The following is a 15,358-nucleotide window of genomic DNA, read 5'->3' as shown; positions in this document are numbered from 1 at the left end:
GGACACGGATGGCGCAGGCGCCGCGGGGGGCCGAAACGATCGAACCGGTGCTGGTGGTGATCCCGACCTACAACGAGCGGGACAACCTCGGCCCGGTGCTGGACCGGCTCCACAAGGCACTCCCGGACGTCGACGTGCTCGTCGTCGACGACGGCAGCCCGGACGGCACCGGCGAGCTGGCCGACGAGCGCGCGGCCGCCGACAAGCGGGTGCACGTGCTGCACCGCACCGCGAAGGAAGGCCTCGGCAAGGCCTACATCGCCGGGTTCCATTGGGGGATGGAGCGCGGCTACGCGACGTTCGTGGAGATGGACGCCGACGGTTCGCACGCGCCGGAGGACCTGCCTCGGCTGCTGGACGCGGTCGGCGACGCGGACCTGTCGATCGGGTCGCGGTACGTGCCCGGCGGCAGCACGGTGAACTGGCCGCTGCGCCGGACGCTGCTCTCGCGCGGGGCGAACCTGTACTCGCGGATCGCGCTCGGGATCAAGGTCGCGGACATGACCGCCGGGTTCCGCGCGTACCGCCGTCCGGTGCTGGAGAAGCTGGCGCTGAACGAGGTCGCCTCGCACGGCTACTGCTTCCAGATCGACCTCACGCGCCGCACCGCGGACGCCGGGTTCGACATCGTCGAGGTGCCGATCACCTTCACCGACCGGGAGATCGGCGTGTCGAAGATGAGCGGCGGCATCATGTCCGAGGCGTTCTTCCGGGTCGCGGAGTGGGGCGTGCAGCGCCGCCTGGCCCAGCTGAAGAAGCTGCTGGGCCGAGGCTGATCGCTACTTCAGCACGCGGTAGGTGAGGTGTTCGGCGCCCGGCGTCGACACCGCACCGAGCGCTTCAAGCCGCACCGGTCCGGGATTTCCCCCGGGGAACAACGGGGTTCCGCCGCCGAGGACGATCGGCGCGAGGTGGATCCGGAGCACGTCCGCCAGTCCGGCGTGCAGGACCTGCCACGCGATCGACCCGCCGCCGATCACCATGACGTCCTTGCCGCCGGCTGCCGCGCGAGCCTGGGCGACCGCGTCCCCGAGGCCGCCGGTGGCGAACCGGAACCGTTCGCCCAGCCGGATCTTCTCCGGGCGGGCATGGGTGACGACGAACACCGGCGGTGCGGGGATCCGGTCCTCGCCCTCGCCGTAGCCGTCCTCGTCGGCCCAGCCGTCCGGGCTGTCCACGACGTCGAACATGGCGCGGCCCATGACCACCGCTCCGGTTTCGGTGAACGAGCGGTGCAGGATCTCCGCGTCGCGCGGCGTCGGGTCGGACACCCAGCCGTGCAGCGGTTCGCCGCCGATGCCGAGCCCGCGTCCGGGACCGGCTTCCGGCCCGGTGACGTAGCCGTCCAGCGACATCGAGATGTCCACGACCACGCGGCTCGCTCCCGGCTGCTCCGCGTCGCGCGCGAGTTCGTCGAGCCGGTCCATCGAATCGCGGATCCCGCGTTCCATCCCGCTCGCGACCATCGCGTCACGGGCCTCGACGCTCGGGAACACCGACCGGGTCCGCAGCCGGGTCCGGCCGTCGACCTCCTCGAAGGTCAGGGTTTCCAGGCTGACCTGGCCGGGCGCGCCCTCGTACTCGAAGGTCTGGACTATCCGCTCGGCGCTGTCCACGGCATGGAAGACGCCGCGGAAGAGATGCTCGCCGCCGTCGGTGTCGACGTGGACGTAGCGGTACGCCCCGCCGGAGTGCGCGTCGAACTCGAGGAGCCGCATTTCGACGTCGCGCGGGCCGAGCCAGCGGGAGATCAGGTCAGGGTCGGTGTAGGCGCGGAAGAGCCGCGCGGGCGTCGTGTCGAAATCGCGGACGATCTCGATGAACGGGCTGCCGGGCTGGGCGGTGATGGTGGTCGGGTTCATCGGTCCTGCTCCTTGGTCTCTTCGAGAAGGCTGTCGAGGCGGCGGAACTCGCGTTCGCGGGTCAGCCGGTAGGTGTCGATCCAGCTGGTCAGCTCTTCGAGAGCGGCGGCGTTGAGGTGGCACGGGCGGCGCTGGCCGTCGCGGCTGCGCGTGATGAGCCCGGCCGCCTCCAGCACCTGGACGTGCCGGGACACGGCTTGCTTCGTCACCGGGAACGGCTCGGCGAGTTCGTTCACCGTGGCTTCCCCGCGCGACAGCCGGGCGACGAGCGCGCGCCGGATCGGGTCGCCCAGCGCGGTGAACGCCCGGTCCAGCCGGTCGTCGACGTTGTCAACGGTCATCTTTATCAACCGATCTCTTTATCAAGCAGTACGTTGACAATAAGCCCGTCTCGTCGCCAGGGCAAGAGCCCGGCGGGTTTCAGATCTTGCGCACCGAGGTCGTCTCGACGTCGGCTGCCGCGCCGTTCGCCGCGACCGGCGTGAGCGGCGGGATCGGCTGCCCGGACTCGTCGACGAGCACGGAGTGGTCTTCGCCGGGGGAGAAGGCGTGCCGCTCGCCCCACTGCCGGAGGGCGACGACGACGGTGAACAGGTCGCGTCCGGCCGGCGTGAGCGAGTAGACCTGCCGTTTGCCCGATTCCGCGGTCCGCCGGTCGAGGACGCCGCGTTCGACGAGGCGGCGCAGCCGGTCGGTGAGGATGTTGCGGGCGATGCCGGTGCGCTGCTGGAAGTCGGTGAACGCCCGCGCGCCGTCCATCGCGTCGCGGACGATCAGCAGGCTCCACCGGTCGCCGACGAGGTCGAGGGTGCGCGCCACCGGGCACGTCGGGTCGGTCCAGGCCGGGGTGTCGCCCACGATCGCGTGCCTCCTCGATGAGTTGCTCTTTGAAACCATTCTGCCGTACGGTGCGATTAGTTGCAATTCGCTACTGATTGGGGGACTCATGGGCCTCGCCACGGGCCGCCGGACGGTGTTCGCCGCGGTGTGTGCGGTCGCCGTCGCGAGCATTTACGCCGCTCAGCCGGTCCTGGCCGAGATCGGCGCGGACCTGGGCGTGCCGGACGCGAGCCTGGGCTGGATCGTCGCCGCCGGGCAACTCGGCTACCTCGCCGGTCTCGCCGCGCTCGTCCCGCTGGGCGACCTCGCCGACCGCCGCAAGCTCATCGCCGCACACCTGCTGCTGACCGCCGTCGGGGCCGGAATCGCCGCAGCCGCAAGCCAAACCTGGCTGCTGCTGACCGGATTGGCGCTCGCGGGCCTGTTCGCGGTGGTCGTGCAGACGACGGTCGCCTACGCCGCCGCACTGTCCACTTCGGAGGAACGCGGACGCACCCTCGGCGCCGTGACCTCCGGGGTGGTCATCGGCATCCTGGGCGCCCGCGTCGCAGCCGGCGCGCTGGCCGGACTGTGGGGGTGGCGCAGCGTCTACGTTGCGCTCGCGGTGCTGCTGGCGGCGCTCGCCGGTCTCGCGCTGAAGACGATGCCGCCGGATCCGCGCCGCGACGGCACGACGTACCGGCAGGTGCTGAGCTCGCTCGGCGGGCTGTTCCGGGAGCCGCTGTTCCTCTCGCGGGGACTCATCGCGTTCTTCCTGTTCGCGTCGTTCGGCGCGTTGTGGAGCGGTCTGTCGCTGCCGCTCGCCGCCGCCCCGTGGAATTTGAGCACCGCACAGATCGGTCTCTTCGGGCTGGTCGGCTTGGCAGGTGCGCTCGGGGCGGCCCGCGCGGGACATTGGGCGGACAGGGGACACGCGGGACTCGTCACCGGCGGAGCGCTGGTCCTGCTGGCGGTGTCGTGGCTCGCGGTCGGGCAGCCGTCGCTGTGGCTGCTGGGGCTGGGCGTGCTGGTGCTCGATTTCGCCGTGCAGGCGGCGCATGTCAGCAATCAGCACCTGCTCACCGCAGTGCATCCGGACCGCACCAGCAGCGTCATCGGCGGCTACATGATCTTCTACTCGCTCGGCTCCGCGCTGGGCGCGGCCGCGACGACCACCGCCTTCGCGGCGGCGGGCTGGACCGGCTCCAGCGTCCTGGGCGCTGCATTTGCCGGCTGTGCGTTCGCAGTGTGGGCCGCTGCCCGGCGGTTCACCGCGGAAGCGCGGCCGACGCCCGCGAGGGCTAGTCGAATCGGGTGCGGCAAGTAGGTGGCTCGTGAGTGTTGGCGCCGGTTAGAACCGGCGCCAACACTCACGAGCCACCGCAGGACGCGGAACGGCCCCCGCGGGGGGAGGTCGCGGGGGCCGTTCCTGTTCGGTGGTGGGAGCCAGCTACTGGCCGAGGCTCAAGCGGACCGGCTGGTCCGGCGTCCCTTGAGCTCGGCGAGACGTTCGTTCAGCAGGTCCTCGAGCTCGGGGATGGAGCGGCGCTCCAGCAGCATGTCCCAGTGGGTCCTGGGGGGCTTGACCTTTTTTTGCTCGGGCTGCCCGCCGTCGACGATCTCGGATTCGCTGCCGTGCAGGCGGCACTCCCACACCGTCGGGATCTCGGCGTCGTCGGAGAACGGCACCTCGAACTCGTGGTTCTTGGGGCAGGAGTAGCGCACGGTACGGCGCGGAGCGAGGTCGTGATTGCGGTCGGTCTCGTAGCTGACCGCTCCCAGCCGGCTTCCACGGAGAACACGGTCGGCCATAGTGGGATTCCTTTCAGTCAGCTCCGGGTGGAGCCAGGGTGATGCTCACCCTATGCAACGAACGAGGCATCCGAGGGATTCCCGGCACACCATGTCGCTGCTCACGATGAGCTGCGTCACCCGTGGTCTTCAGCTTCCTCCAGAGGGAGTCGTTTCGCCCTCTGACGTGACGCGGATACCGCCTTCTTAGTGCGGATATCCCCCAGTCGGGCTAGTTAGGTTAGCTCTAGGACAACCGTAACTGACCGTGCTGGGCGGCAGCGGGTCCCAGATCCCCTGAGCGGAAGTGGCGACGGCACAGTACCTGATAACGGACCGTGACCGTTTCGGCATCAGACCGTGCTGAAGCTGAAGGTTCAACTACGGAGTGTTCGGTATCTGCCACCACAACGGTGTCTCCGTCACGGAGAATCACGTCGTCGCGGACCCGCGCGTTGAACCGGCCGGGCAGCCCGCACCAGCAGAGCACCTCGACCTGGACCGGCTGGAGCTCGTCGGCGATCTCGAACAGCCGCCCCGCCCCGGGGAACAGCCTGCTGCGGAAGTCGGTCGCGATGCCGAAGCAGTAGACGTCGATGCCCGCCTCGTCGGCGAGTTCGGCGAGCTGGTCGACCTGGGCGGGGGAGAGGAACTGCGCCTCGTCCACGATCACGTAGTCCACGTGCTGCCCGCGCGCCCACTGCTCGCGCACCAGATCCCGCAGGTCGGTGCCGGTCGCGACCTCCGTCGCCCGCCGCGCGATGCCGATCCGGCTGGTGATCTGCGGCGCGCCGGACCGGTCGTGGCGGACCAGCACGAGACCGCGGCGGCCCTGGCGCGCGTGGTTGTGGTCGATCTGCAGCGCGAGCGTCGACTTCCCGCAGTCCATCGGGCCGTAGCAGAACTTCAGCCGTCCCCGGGCCGGACCGTTGCGCCGGGCCCCGGCGGGCGGGGCCGCGGAAAGCGCGTCGGTGGGGTCGTCGAGCACAACGTCGTCTGCAGCGGTCACGACGACCGACCCTATCTGGGCCTCACAGCACCTCCGGCGGACGGTTGCCGGCGGCCGCGATGGCGCGCCGCACCGGCACCAGCGCGACGAACACGAACCCGAGCACGAAGAACACCACGAGCGCGATGATCGCCAGCCGGAACGACCCGGTCGCCTGCCCGACCCCGGCGAACACCAGCGGCCCGAGCCACGACGTGCCCTTCTCGCCGACGACGTAAAGCGAGTAGTACTGCGCGTCCTTCCCGGCCGGGATCATCTGGCTGAACAACGACCTGGCCAGCGCGTTCGTCCCGCCCAGCACGAGCCCGATCCCGATCGCCACGGCGAAGAACTGCAACGGCTGCCTCGGCTGCACGAAGTACGCCCCGCCGAGGACCACGACCCACAGCACGAGGCTGACCAGGATCGTCCGCTTCGCGCCGAGGCGTCGCGCGAGCAGGCCGTGCAGGACGCCGCCCGCGTAGGCGAGGAACTGGATCACCAGCACCGTGATGATCAACACCTCGTCGGAGAACCGCAGCTCGTCCTTCCCGTACTGCGCCGAGACCGTGACGACGGTGTTGATCCCGTCCGCGAAGAGCAGGTAGCTGCCGAGGAAGGCGAGCGTGAGCGGATACGCCTTCGCTTCGCCGAGCGTCTGGCGAAGTTCGCGGAAACCGGCCCGCAGCACCGAGACGCCACGCGCAGTCGCCGTCGGCACGTGGATGCGGGGCAGCCGGCGCAGGGTCGGGACGGTGAATACGGCCCACCAGATGCCCGAGGTCAGGAAGCAGATGCGCACGGCGAGACCGGTGTCGATGCCGAGGGACTCGCGGCTGAGGTAGAAGGCGAGCTGCAGCGCGAGCGCGAGTCCGCCGCCGAGATAGCCGAACGCCCAGCCCTTGGCCGACACGTCGTCGCGCTCGTCCGGCGTCGCGATGTCCACCAGGAACGAGTAGTAGACGACCAGCGAACCGCCGTACCCGATGTTCGCGAGGATGAACAGCGCCGCGCCCAGCTGCCAGTCCGAACCGGCCATGAAGAACATCAGCGCCGACGCCGCCGCGCCGAGCACGGCGAACCCGCCGAGGATCTTGCGCTTGTTGCGGCTGCGGTCGGCCACCGCGCCCGCGATCGGCAGCACCAGGACCTGCACGATCGTCGCCACCGACAGCAGATAGCCCCACAGCGAGCCGGCGGGGAAGTGGAGGCCGAACAGCGACACGTCGCAGTGGTTGAGCTTGTCGTCCGCACCGGACGCGTTGAGACAAGCCCTGTCCCCGTTAAGGGTGATGTTCTGCTTCGCGTCCGCGGCCGCGACGGTGCTCATGTACAGCGCCCCGAACACTGTCGTGACCGACGAATAGAACGGCGAGTTGGCCCAGTCGTAGAAGTACCAGCCCCACCGCTCCCGCTTGCTGTCCCGGGTCTCGGCCAGCGTCATCCACGACTCCTCGAATCAGGGCGAATCTCCAGGTCGCGCCGGACATTACTGCCGCGAGGGCAACGGGTACCGCCGAAGGGGGCAAACCGTGTCCGGTTCGTCGCTTCCGGTTTCCGCCGCGCCGTGCGGCGCACCGCGCGACACGCCGGGCCGGGCGTGTCGCTCCCGGGATTTCCGGGCGTGTCATGTGAGACTGCTGTGCGTGGTGTGACTCTTGTGGTCGATGGGTCACGTGCTTAGTGTGCGTGGCATGACCAACCGCGTTCGCACTGCCAGACGGGCCGCCGCCAGAGCCTTGCTGCTCGTCGTCGCCGTCCTCGGCATGGAACTCGTCGTCACCGGCGCCGCCTCCGCGGACCCCGCGTCGGGCACCTGGGCCAAGCTCCGCATGTGCGAGTCGAGCGGCCGCTACTCGATCAACACCGGCAACGGCTACTACGGCGCCTACCAGTTCGACCTCCCCACCTGGCGCAGCGTCGGCGGCCAGGGCCGCCCCGACCAGGCCAGCCCCCGCGAGCAGGACTACCGCGCGCTGTACCTGTACCGGATGCGCGGCTGGCAGCCCTGGGAATGCGGCGGCATGCTCGGCCTGTCCAACGACGGCGACGCCCGCAGCAAGCGCGTCCCCGCCTGGGAAGAAGCCGCCTACATCGGCGGCGGCGGACTGCCGACCCCGCCCGCGCCCAAGCCGCAGCCCGCCCCGCCGCCGGGACCGCCCGGCGCGACCCCCGCGTGGCCCGGCCTCGTCTACGCCTACGGCGATTGCGCGCCCGCGCTGCGCACGTTCCAGCTGCGGATGAACGCCTTCGGCTACGGCTTCAGCGGCACCGGCTGCTACTACGACAAGACCCGCACCGCGGTCCTCGACCTGCAGCGCGCCAACGGCATCAACGATTCTGGCCGGCTGGGCCCGAAGACGTGGAAGGCCGCGTGGGAAGGCAAGGCTCCGCGCTGACCCGCCCCGCCTCGGCGTAACGCGCGGCGAGCTGCCGGAACGCTTCCTTCAATTCGGCCGGGCCGACGACCTCGATGGCGGCGTCGACCCGGCCGAACGAGGCGGCCAGCCCGCGCCACGACCAAGCCCCGAGACTCACCCGGCACCGGTCCGGCCCGAGCGCCTCGATGACGCCGTCGGCCAGGTAGCTCGCCGCTTCCGTCGCCGGCAGACGCAGGATCGCCTCGCCGCGGCACGGCCACTCGCCGGACAGCTCCGTCCCGCGGAACCGCGCGGCCACGAACGCGGCGACGTCGGCCAGCCCGCGCTCGGCGAACTTAGGTCCGGTGGGCGTACGCGGCGTGATCCGGTCCGCGCGGAAGATCCGCCAGTCCGCGCGATCGAGATCCCACGCGACCAGATACCACCGCCGGCCCCACGTGACGAGATGATGCGGCTCGACCCGGCGGGGCGGCGTATCCGTTGGGGCGTAATCGAACCGCAGCACCTCCCGGGCACGCACGGCGGCGCTCAACGCCATGAGCGTTTGCGGATCCGCGCTCGGCGCCGGACGTTCGACGGCGGTGAAGCTCAACGCGTCCACCCGATGCCGCAACCGCGCGGGCATCACCTGCCGCACGGTCTGCAACGCCCGCCTGGCCGCCTCCTCGATCCCGGCCCCGGTCGCCGCCTGCAACGCGATCGCCAGCGCGACAGCCTGGTCGTCGTCGAACAGCAACGGCGGAAGCTGCGCACCCGCGTCCAGCCGGTAACCGCCGTCCGGCCCCTTCGTCGTGACGATCGGATACCCGAGCTCCCGCAACCGGTCGACGTCGCGGCGCACCGTGCGCGGGCTGACCTCCAGCCGCTCGGCCAGCAGCGCACCCGGCCAGTCCCGCCGGGCCTGAAGCAACGAGAGCAGCGACAGCAGCCGCGCGGAGGTCTTCGGCACGTCGTCGATCCTGTCTGGAGCAGCGGTCAGATCCTGTCCGCTACTTCCACGAACCCCGCTCCCGCAACACCTCGCGCAGCAGATCGGGCCGGTCGGTCACGATCCCGTGCACGCCGAGGTCCAACAGCGTCCGCATCTCGTCCGCCTCGTCGATCGTCCACGTGTGCACCTCGAACCCGCGCCGCACCGCCGACTTCACGAACGCCTCGTCGACCACCTTCAACGGCCCCTGCCGCACCGGGACCTGCGCGAGCCAGCCCGCCGAGAACCGGCTGATCTGCAGCAGCGGAGCCCAGCCGTTCGCCCACAACAGGAACGCCGACCGCGGCCCCATCGCGGTCAGCAGCTTCGGCCCGGCCAGCTTGCGCAGCCTCGCGAGCCGCGAGTCCGAAAAGGACGCCGCGGCGACCCGCTCCACCGCGCCCGTCCGCTGCAACGTCCGCACGAACGGGACCACCGCGCTGTCGGCCTTCACGTCGATGTTGAAAAACGCGTCCGGCAGCTCCTCGAGCAGATCCTCCAGCCGCGACAACGGCGCCCGGCCGTCGATCTTGACGTCCTTGAGCTGCGCCCAGGTCTGGGTCGCGATCGCCCCGCGCCCGTCGGTCGTGCGATCGAGCGTCGCGTCGTGATGGACGACCACGACGCCGTCGGACGTGGCGTGCACGTCGGTCTCGAGGTAGCGGTACCCCTCGGCGACCGCGCGCTGGAACGCCGGCAGCGAATTCTCCAGCCCCTCCAGGTCGCCGATGTGCCAGCCGCGGTGGGCGAAGGCGCGGGGGAGCGAGTCGGCGAGGTACGGAAACGGTGGACGCATGGTTCCAGTCTGCGCCATCGGTGTGGCCCCGTCGTGAGAACGTGATGGACAGCTAGAGTCCGGCGGGTGAGGGAACTGGCCGAACACGCCCTGACCGGCGACGAACGCGTCGTGCCGCGCCGCACGAACGCCCCGAAACACTGCGGCTGGTGCGGACGCCGCCTGCCCGAAGCAGGCAACGTCGGACGCCGCAGGCGCTACTGCGGGCAGTCCTGCCGCCAGCGCGCCTACGAACGCCGGACCGCCCTGCAGCGCAGCGGCCTGCCCGAGGACGCGGTCGTGCTGTCCGACACCGAGATCGCCGCCCTGCAGGACCGGCTCTTCCAGCTCCGCTGCGCCGCGGAGGACATCGTGACCGCCGCGCAGGACGGCGCGTCAGCGAGCGAGCTGCGGCAGCTCGCGGAGGAGATCGCCTCGGCGGCGAAGGATCTCGAACAGCTCCGCTGAGCTTTCTTGTCGAAAAAGTGCCTCCTGACCTGCTGCTCATTTTCAGTTATGCCAATTGACACAAGTCTCGCCCGTGCTCTAGCGTTCGCGCCATGGACGAACCCCGAGGGCGAGGCAGGCCCCGCAAAAACCCCGCGGCCCCGGCCCGCTGGACGCCCCCGGAAGGCTGGTCGCGGCTCGTCGCCTGGATCTCCCCGGAGGAGAAGAAGGCACTCAAACACGTCGCGGTCGAAGCGGACGTGTCAGTGGCGGACCTCGTCCGGTCACTGGCGAGCGGACTGGCCGAGGGCGTCATCAGCCATGAAGAACTACTGGGGCACGTCAGCAGAGGGAAACAAGTCATGGAGAAGATCCCCACGCTCTTCGAACGCGACGAGCGCTTCCAGGTGGTCGACCAGCCCCGCGCCGAATGCGCGTGGGTCTTCGACGGAGCCGGAGTGGGGACCGAGAAACTCGACGGAACCAACGTCCGCCTGACCGTCCGCTCCGGCCGCCTGGTCCGCGTCGAAAAGCGCCGAAACCCGAGCAAAGCCCAGAAACAGCAAGGGATCGTCGACGGCTGGTACGTCGACACCGACGAATCCTCCGCCGACGACAAGTGGATCCTCGCCGCCGCGGGGAACACCGACGTCTCGGAATGGCCGGACGGCGAGCACCCGTGCGAAGCACTCGGGCCCCGGATCCAGGGAAACCCGCTTGCCCTGGACGACCACCTGTGCGTGCCGTTCGACTTCCAAGCACCCACAGTGCTGGACGTCCCGCGCAGCTATCAAGGACTGCGCGAGTTCCTGACCACTTTGGACAGCAAGTTCTCGCCTGGCCATCTCGCGGAGGGGATCGTGTTCCACCATCCCGACGGGCGGCGGGCGAAGATCAAGCGCAAGGACTTTCCCCGGAGCGCGGCCGCGGCCTGAATTCGGGTTGACCTTCCAGCGGGTGGAAGGTGCAGATTGAGTCCATGGACGAGACGACCGACCGCTACCCGATCGGGGAGCTTGCCCGCCGCACCGGTTTGTCCGCGCGGACGATCCGGTACTGGTCCGACAGCGGAGTACTGCCGCCCGCGGAACGGTCCGCGGGCGGCTACCGGCTCTACCGCGCCGACGCGGTCGGCCGCCTGCACCTGATCAAGACGCTTCGCGAACTCGGACTAGGCCTGGACTCGGTGCGAGAGGTACTCGAGCGCCACACCACGCTGGCCCAAGCCGCCGCGAGCCACGTCGAGGCACTCGAAGCCCAGATCCAGATCTTGCGGCTGAACCGTGCGGTCCCGCGCAACGCCCTGAGCCGGGACACCGAAACCGAAGGACTCGCCCTGACGCACGAACTCGCCCGATTGCCGGCCCGCGAACGGCAACAGTTCATCGACGGCTTCGTCGGCAACGCCTTCGCCGGCGTCGACGATCCGGACGCGCTGGTCATCGCCGAGTTCATGCGAGAGGTGCCCCCGCAATTGCCCGCCGATCCGACTTCCGCTCAGGCGGACGCCTGGATAGAACTGGCGGAACTCGTCTCCGACGACGACTTCCAGCACACCCTGCGGGAGATGGGCTCCGCGGAGAAGCCGACAACCGCATCGAGTTCGGCCTCACCGTCCGGCCGCTGGTTCTCCAGCACGCTGGCCCGGCGGTCAAGAAGGGAATCGCGGCGGAGTCAGCGCCCGGACGGGCGATCCTCGACCGCATCGTGCCCGCCGATCTCGGCGACAACGAGTCGCGGGCGCTGCTCGAATGGCTCGACCTGGTCGCCGAACCGCGCGTCGAACGCTATTGGGAGCTGGTGAGCCTGATCAACAATCGCCCGCCGGAAGCGCGGAGCGTGCCCGCTTTCGCTTGGGTTGCGGCGGCCTTGCGTGCACACCGATAGCGCACCGCACCCTCACCGCGATGCGAGAACTCTCGGTGCTCGCCGAATCTCCTGCTCGGCGGTGCCGGACGTAGGGGAGAGGCTGACATTGGCCTCCCGGCCATTGCTCTCTCGGCAGTGAGCCGCGCCGGCGTCTGCCCGACTCACTGCCGACGAGCCACGGACGTCAAGCTCGCCTGCGGAGCGAGCCAGCACTCGGACGCCGCGCGAATCCGCCTACGACTGCGGACGCTCCGCCGCCTTCGCCAGGTTCTCCAGCGACGCCGCCAGGTTCTCCGTCGTCATGGAGCGGGCACGGGTGTTCCGCATCGTGTCGTTCGGGTCGAGATCCGACCAGTCGTAGGTGTGCGTCACCTCCGTGCGCGTCGCGCTGAGCGGGTTCAGCTCCCAGCGCCACAAATGCCCCGGAGGCTGCTGACCCTGTTCCGCCGGACGCCACGCCACCCGGCGCGCCTCCTCGAACTCCACGATGTGGTTCTCCCGCACCCAGCCGTTCGTGAGCGTCGTGGCGAACACGTCGCCGACGGCGTGGACGCGCTGGCCCGGCTTGGACTCGGCCAGGTTGTCGTTGCCGTCCCAGCCGGGTTGCTGCGACGGGTCGGCGATCAGCTCGAAAATCCGCTCGGCGGGGGCCTCGATCTCACGGCTGGCGCGCACGACGCGCGAGGGTTCGTCAGTCACACGCTCATGCAATCACATCGGCCTCCCGCGCAGTGCCCTCTTGCGGAGCATCGTCCCGAGCCAATCCGTTGAGCGCCCGATAGGTCCGGTTGCTCGCGGCGGCCGCTCGCTGCTCCCGGCCGGTGGCTTCGATGTAGTTCTGGCTCGTCGCCAAGCTCGCGTGACCCAGCAAGGACATGATCTCCGACGCGGTGGCGCCGTCTTCGGCCAGCCGCGTGGCGAAGGTGTGCCGCAGAGCGTGGAGATTCGCGCCCGTCGGCACCCGGTCGTGCAAGCCCGCCCATCGGTAGCACGACTTCACCAGGTACTCCAGTGCACCGCGGCCGATCGGATCGCCCGCTCGGTCCCGCAGCAGAGGTTCGCTCGCCGGGAAGCGTTGCCGGGGGAACCGCCGGCGGCACGAAGCCTGATAGTCCTCGATCAGTTTCGCCATCGCCGGTTGCACCGGGATCGACCTGTCCCGGCTGCCCTTGCCGTGGACGTGCAACCGCAACTCGCCGTCTCGGCCGACCACCGACCGCGGCGTGAGGGCGCGCATTTCCGCTGCCCGCAGGCCCGCGACCAGTCCCAGCGCCAGGACCAGCACGTCGCGCTCCGGCCAGGGATCCCGCGCGCGCCGGGTGCCGTCGGCCGCCGCGGTGAGCAGTTGCTCGGGCGTTTCCTCGCCCCGCAACGGTTTCGGGGTAAGCGGGGGAGTCTTGGGCCGCGCGACGGCTCCCATCGGATTGCCGGGGAGCAGTCCGTCCGAGACGCAGAAGGTGAGGAACTGATTCCACGTCGACCACGCGCGCAGCACGGAGCTTTTCGCGTGGTTGTCGGCAAACGCGCCGAAGGCAGCCCGCAGCACCGGCGCTGTCAGCTCTTCGACGTCCACCTCGTCGCGACCCAGCTCCGCCAGCAGGAGAGCGGTGATCCCGGCGAGGTCGCGCCGATAGGCGGCAGTGGTGTGCGGCGAGTCCTTGCGCGGCCGCCGTGCCGCGAAGAACGCTTGCTGTGCCTCGGAAACGAGCATAGTGATCTTGTACCGCACGGCACCGACAATTTCGACGCTACTCGTTGTCTGATATATGATGCATAATAGCGATTATGCATGAAACATGGCCGCGGGAGGGGTTCTGCCAGGCTTGAGGAGGGGCTGAATCCCCTTGGGGGACAGCGCTTTCCGATTGGCCCGCTCGTGTCCTGGGACACCCTGTGCGGCCCGGAAAGTGAGTGTTCCGGCCGGCTTCAGCAGCTTGAGACTGCCTGGCGACGGGCTGGATCTGTGACGCGTTCATCTGGTCGAGTGGATCTTCAGGTGCCTGAGCCAGCGTCAGCACGTTCGGAAAAGTTGTTGTGCTCCAACCTCGATGTCCTGCCAGTCGTGCTTAATTCGTCACGGTGACGAATTAAGCACGACTGGGACGGCGGTTCCCGTCGGGGATCTTGGGTTGCTTTCCGACGGGAACCAACCTCAAGGCTCATCCAGAGAGCTCAGCTGACGACGTGCCCTCAGAAGAACGCGGCCGACTGAGTCGCGCGCCTCGCATGGCGAGGCGCGCGGAGACGAGTCGCCTGACTGCATCTGGGCCCTCAGGGAGCCTCTCCTCAACCTGTCTATCAGCAGGTCAGCAAAACGCCGATAATGTACATTATGTCAAGTAAGCGGTGAGACCACGCCCGGACCCACTCGCCCGGCCGTCTGCCTACAGACTCAGCGCTCGGACAGCCGGAGCCTGATCTGGTGGTTCTGGATGGCATGCCCGATGACCTCGCCCGCGACCGCGGCCCTGACAGCTGGCATCGATGTGTCGCGAGGCATGGTCGTCACCTCGGCCAGGCCGACCGCATCAGGCGTGCCGTCGATCCGCACGAATACTCCGAATGGCTGCGGTCCGATCACCTTGCCCGTGACGGGCGTCCCGGGCGGCAATGCCCCGGTTGTCGCCGCCCATGCCTGGCGAGCCCGATCCGCGAGGCCTTGGTCGTCCGGCCAGCGGTACTCGTTCATGAACCGATCATGGCAGCACTCACCACGCCAGCGGGCCGTCGATGTCGGTGTAGGTGCCGGTCGGTCCGCTGGTTCCGATCTGGGCCATCCGGACGATGATCTCCGCGCCCTGCTCGACCGACTGTCCCCCGCGACGTCCGTTGATGTCCGTTCGCGTGTAGCCGGGCTCGACGGCGTTGATGCGAATCCCCGGAAACGCCTTGGCGTACTGCACGGTCACCATGTTCACCGCGGCCTTCGACGCCGGGTATGCGACGCCGCGGTACGCGTATTGGTGGGTCGCCGGGTCGGTCATCCTGCCCAGCGATCCGAGCGCGCTGCTGACGTTCACCACCACCGGCTCGGACGATCGTTGCAGGAGCGGCAGAAACGCGTGCAGCACCCGCACGACGCCGAAGACGTTGGTATCGAACGTTTCCCGCATCAGGTCGGCAGTGGTTTCGGCTGCGTCGACCGATTCCCCGTCGCTCTTCAGTTCGACGGCGATGCCTGCGTTGTTGACGAGGACGTCCAGTCCCCTTTCGGCCTCGACGGTTTTCGCCGCGGCGAGAACCGATGCTTCGTCGGTGACGTCGAGTTGAACGGTCCGTGCGCCGAGTTCCGCCGCGGCTCGCTGACCGCGGGCGGCGTCGCGGGCGCCGATGTAGACGGTGTGTCCGGCAGCGGCCAAGCGGCGGGCGGTTTCGTAGCCGAGTCCTTTGGTGGCACCGGTGATGAGCGTTGTGGTCATGGCGGCGAACGTATGTGCTGGAGCGCGGACCAGGTCA

18 protein-coding genes are annotated in these 15,358 nt (G+C 69.3%); 6 read left to right on the top strand and 12 right to left on the bottom strand.

Annotated features, from left to right (window positions below; all coding sequences use genetic code 11):
- Positions 1 to 8: 8 nt before the first annotated feature.
- Positions 9 to 776 carry a polyprenol monophosphomannose synthase gene (locus L3Q65_RS13315; protein WP_037806192.1) on the top strand — a complete coding sequence of 256 codons (768 nt, stop codon included), beginning with the start codon at positions 9 to 11 and terminating at the stop codon, positions 774 to 776.
- 3 nt (positions 777 to 779) lie between these two features.
- On the opposite strand, the gene L3Q65_RS47595 is transcribed toward L3Q65_RS13315, so the two are convergent.
- From L3Q65_RS47595 to L3Q65_RS13300, 3 genes are all read right to left on the bottom strand, one after another.
- A complete protein-coding gene (locus L3Q65_RS47595) occupies positions 780 to 1,862 on the bottom strand; it encodes an SRPBCC domain-containing protein (protein ID WP_237599801.1) in 1,083 nt (360 codons plus the stop codon).
- Positions 1,859 to 2,203, bottom strand: a complete 345-nt coding sequence (locus tag L3Q65_RS13305) for a helix-turn-helix transcriptional regulator (RefSeq protein WP_182889285.1) — start codon at positions 2,201 to 2,203, stop codon at positions 1,859 to 1,861. The genes L3Q65_RS47595 and L3Q65_RS13305 overlap by 4 nt, the downstream gene beginning before the upstream one ends.
- Before the next feature lie 79 nt (positions 2,204 to 2,282).
- Entirely contained in the window at positions 2,283 to 2,759 is a 477-nt protein-coding gene (locus L3Q65_RS13300; protein ID WP_182889286.1) for a helix-turn-helix domain-containing protein, read from the bottom strand.
- Between the two features lie 49 nt (positions 2,760 to 2,808).
- Here L3Q65_RS13300 and L3Q65_RS13295 point away from each other — a divergent pair, with 49 nt between their 5' ends.
- On the top strand, positions 2,809 to 4,008 hold the full coding sequence (locus L3Q65_RS13295; RefSeq protein WP_237599800.1) for an MFS transporter: 1,200 nt from the start codon (positions 2,809 to 2,811) through the stop codon (positions 4,006 to 4,008).
- Between the two features lie 137 nt (positions 4,009 to 4,145).
- On the opposite strand, the gene L3Q65_RS13290 is transcribed toward L3Q65_RS13295, so the two are convergent.
- The 3 genes from L3Q65_RS13290 to L3Q65_RS13280 form a co-directional block, all read right to left on the bottom strand.
- A complete protein-coding gene (locus L3Q65_RS13290; protein WP_009078445.1) occupies positions 4,146 to 4,493 on the bottom strand; it encodes an RNA polymerase-binding protein RbpA in 348 nt (115 codons plus the stop codon).
- Positions 4,494 to 4,719: 226 nt separating this feature from the next.
- Positions 4,720 to 5,481, bottom strand: coding sequence for a thymidine kinase (locus L3Q65_RS13285; RefSeq protein ID WP_182889288.1), 762 nt, complete (start codon positions 5,479 to 5,481; stop codon positions 4,720 to 4,722).
- A gap of 22 nt (positions 5,482 to 5,503) precedes the next feature.
- Complete coding sequence (locus L3Q65_RS13280; RefSeq protein ID WP_237599799.1) at positions 5,504 to 6,904, bottom strand: MFS transporter; 1,401 nt, start codon at positions 6,902 to 6,904, stop codon at positions 5,504 to 5,506.
- A gap of 250 nt (positions 6,905 to 7,154) precedes the next feature.
- Between L3Q65_RS13280 and L3Q65_RS13275 the strand changes: the two genes are divergently transcribed.
- Positions 7,155 to 7,859, top strand: a complete 705-nt coding sequence (locus L3Q65_RS13275) for a transglycosylase family protein (RefSeq protein WP_182889290.1) — start codon at positions 7,155 to 7,157, stop codon at positions 7,857 to 7,859.
- On the opposite strand, the gene L3Q65_RS13270 is transcribed toward L3Q65_RS13275, so the two are convergent.
- Both L3Q65_RS13270 and L3Q65_RS13265 read right to left on the bottom strand, forming a co-directional pair.
- The gene (locus tag L3Q65_RS13270; protein WP_237599798.1) at positions 7,792 to 8,790 is read right to left on the bottom strand and encodes a YafY family protein; all 999 of its coding nucleotides are present in this window, start codon (positions 8,788 to 8,790) and stop codon (positions 7,792 to 7,794) included. The two genes, L3Q65_RS13275 and L3Q65_RS13270, sit on opposite strands and share 68 nt — an antisense overlap.
- A gap of 40 nt (positions 8,791 to 8,830) precedes the next feature.
- On the bottom strand, positions 8,831 to 9,607 hold the full coding sequence (locus L3Q65_RS13265; protein ID WP_182889292.1) for a glycerophosphodiester phosphodiesterase: 777 nt from the start codon (positions 9,605 to 9,607) through the stop codon (positions 8,831 to 8,833).
- A 66-nt stretch (positions 9,608 to 9,673) separates the two neighbouring features.
- Between L3Q65_RS13265 and L3Q65_RS13260 the strand changes: the two genes are divergently transcribed.
- The 3 genes from L3Q65_RS13260 (at position 9,674) to L3Q65_RS13250 (ending at position 11,837) form a co-directional block, all read left to right on the top strand.
- Complete coding sequence (locus tag L3Q65_RS13260) at positions 9,674 to 10,054, top strand: hypothetical protein (RefSeq protein ID WP_182889293.1); 381 nt, start codon at positions 9,674 to 9,676, stop codon at positions 10,052 to 10,054.
- A 92-nt stretch (positions 10,055 to 10,146) separates the two neighbouring features.
- Positions 10,147 to 10,968, top strand: coding sequence for an RNA ligase family protein (locus L3Q65_RS13255; protein ID WP_237599797.1), 822 nt, complete (start codon positions 10,147 to 10,149; stop codon positions 10,966 to 10,968).
- 44 nt (positions 10,969 to 11,012) lie between these two features.
- Positions 11,013 to 11,837: a MerR family transcriptional regulator gene (locus L3Q65_RS13250; protein WP_237599796.1), complete on the top strand. Its 825-nt coding sequence runs from the start codon at positions 11,013 to 11,015 to the stop codon at positions 11,835 to 11,837.
- Positions 11,838 to 12,136: 299 nt separating this feature from the next.
- Here L3Q65_RS13250 and L3Q65_RS13245 read toward each other — a convergent pair whose 3' ends face one another.
- The 4 genes from L3Q65_RS13245 to L3Q65_RS13230 all read right to left on the bottom strand — a co-directional run bounded on the left by L3Q65_RS13245 (position 12,137) and on the right by L3Q65_RS13230 (position 15,321).
- Positions 12,137 to 12,601, bottom strand: a complete 465-nt coding sequence (locus L3Q65_RS13245) for an SRPBCC family protein (RefSeq protein ID WP_237599795.1) — start codon at positions 12,599 to 12,601, stop codon at positions 12,137 to 12,139.
- Positions 12,602 to 12,605: 4 nt separating this feature from the next.
- Complete coding sequence (locus tag L3Q65_RS13240) at positions 12,606 to 13,631, bottom strand: tyrosine-type recombinase/integrase (RefSeq protein WP_237599794.1); 1,026 nt, start codon at positions 13,629 to 13,631, stop codon at positions 12,606 to 12,608.
- Between the two features lie 663 nt (positions 13,632 to 14,294).
- Positions 14,295 to 14,591: a hypothetical protein gene (locus tag L3Q65_RS13235; protein WP_220506600.1), complete on the bottom strand. Its 297-nt coding sequence runs from the start codon at positions 14,589 to 14,591 to the stop codon at positions 14,295 to 14,297.
- A 19-nt stretch (positions 14,592 to 14,610) separates the two neighbouring features.
- On the bottom strand, positions 14,611 to 15,321 hold the full coding sequence (locus L3Q65_RS13230) for an SDR family NAD(P)-dependent oxidoreductase (RefSeq protein ID WP_237599793.1): 711 nt from the start codon (positions 15,319 to 15,321) through the stop codon (positions 14,611 to 14,613).
- Between the last annotated feature and the right edge of the window lie 37 nt (positions 15,322 to 15,358).

It is taken from the genome of Amycolatopsis sp. FU40 (assembly GCF_021903635.1).
In the GTDB taxonomy this organism is placed as follows: domain Bacteria; phylum Actinomycetota; class Actinomycetes; order Mycobacteriales; family Pseudonocardiaceae; genus Amycolatopsis; species Amycolatopsis dendrobii.
The sequence above is the reverse complement of the archived record's forward strand: the minus strand, read 5'-3'. Positions and strand labels throughout refer to the sequence as shown.

What these genes read in the sequence shown, in the direction of transcription:
- L3Q65_RS13265 (WP_182889292.1), bottom strand. Translation starts at nt 9,607, where the DNA reads ATGCGTCCACCGTTTCCGTACCTCGCCGACTCGCTCCCCCGCGCCTTC.
- L3Q65_RS13235 (WP_220506600.1), bottom strand. Translation starts at nt 14,591, where the DNA reads ATGAACGAGTACCGCTGGCCGGACGACCAAGGCCTCGCGGATCGGGCT.
- L3Q65_RS13280 (WP_237599799.1), bottom strand. Translation starts at nt 6,904, where the DNA reads ATGACGCTGGCCGAGACCCGGGACAGCAAGCGGGAGCGGTGGGGCTGG.
- L3Q65_RS13300 (WP_182889286.1), bottom strand. Translation starts at nt 2,759, where the DNA reads ATGGTTTCAAAGAGCAACTCATCGAGGAGGCACGCGATCGTGGGCGAC.
- L3Q65_RS13305 (WP_182889285.1), bottom strand. Translation starts at nt 2,203, where the DNA reads ATGACCGTTGACAACGTCGACGACCGGCTGGACCGGGCGTTCACCGCG.
- L3Q65_RS13290 (WP_009078445.1), bottom strand. Translation starts at nt 4,493, where the DNA reads ATGGCCGACCGTGTTCTCCGTGGAAGCCGGCTGGGAGCGGTCAGCTAC.
- L3Q65_RS47595 (WP_237599801.1), bottom strand. Translation starts at nt 1,862, where the DNA reads ATGAACCCGACCACCATCACCGCCCAGCCCGGCAGCCCGTTCATCGAG.
- L3Q65_RS13250 (WP_237599796.1), top strand. Translation starts at nt 11,013, where the DNA reads ATGGACGAGACGACCGACCGCTACCCGATCGGGGAGCTTGCCCGCCGC.
- L3Q65_RS13295 (WP_237599800.1), top strand. Translation starts at nt 2,809, where the DNA reads ATGGGCCTCGCCACGGGCCGCCGGACGGTGTTCGCCGCGGTGTGTGCG.
- L3Q65_RS13275 (WP_182889290.1), top strand. Translation starts at nt 7,155, where the DNA reads ATGACCAACCGCGTTCGCACTGCCAGACGGGCCGCCGCCAGAGCCTTG.
- L3Q65_RS13230 (WP_237599793.1), bottom strand. Translation starts at nt 15,321, where the DNA reads ATGACCACAACGCTCATCACCGGTGCCACCAAAGGACTCGGCTACGAA.
- L3Q65_RS13255 (WP_237599797.1), top strand. Translation starts at nt 10,147, where the DNA reads ATGGACGAACCCCGAGGGCGAGGCAGGCCCCGCAAAAACCCCGCGGCC.
- L3Q65_RS13315 (WP_037806192.1), top strand. Translation starts at nt 9, where the DNA reads ATGGCGCAGGCGCCGCGGGGGGCCGAAACGATCGAACCGGTGCTGGTG.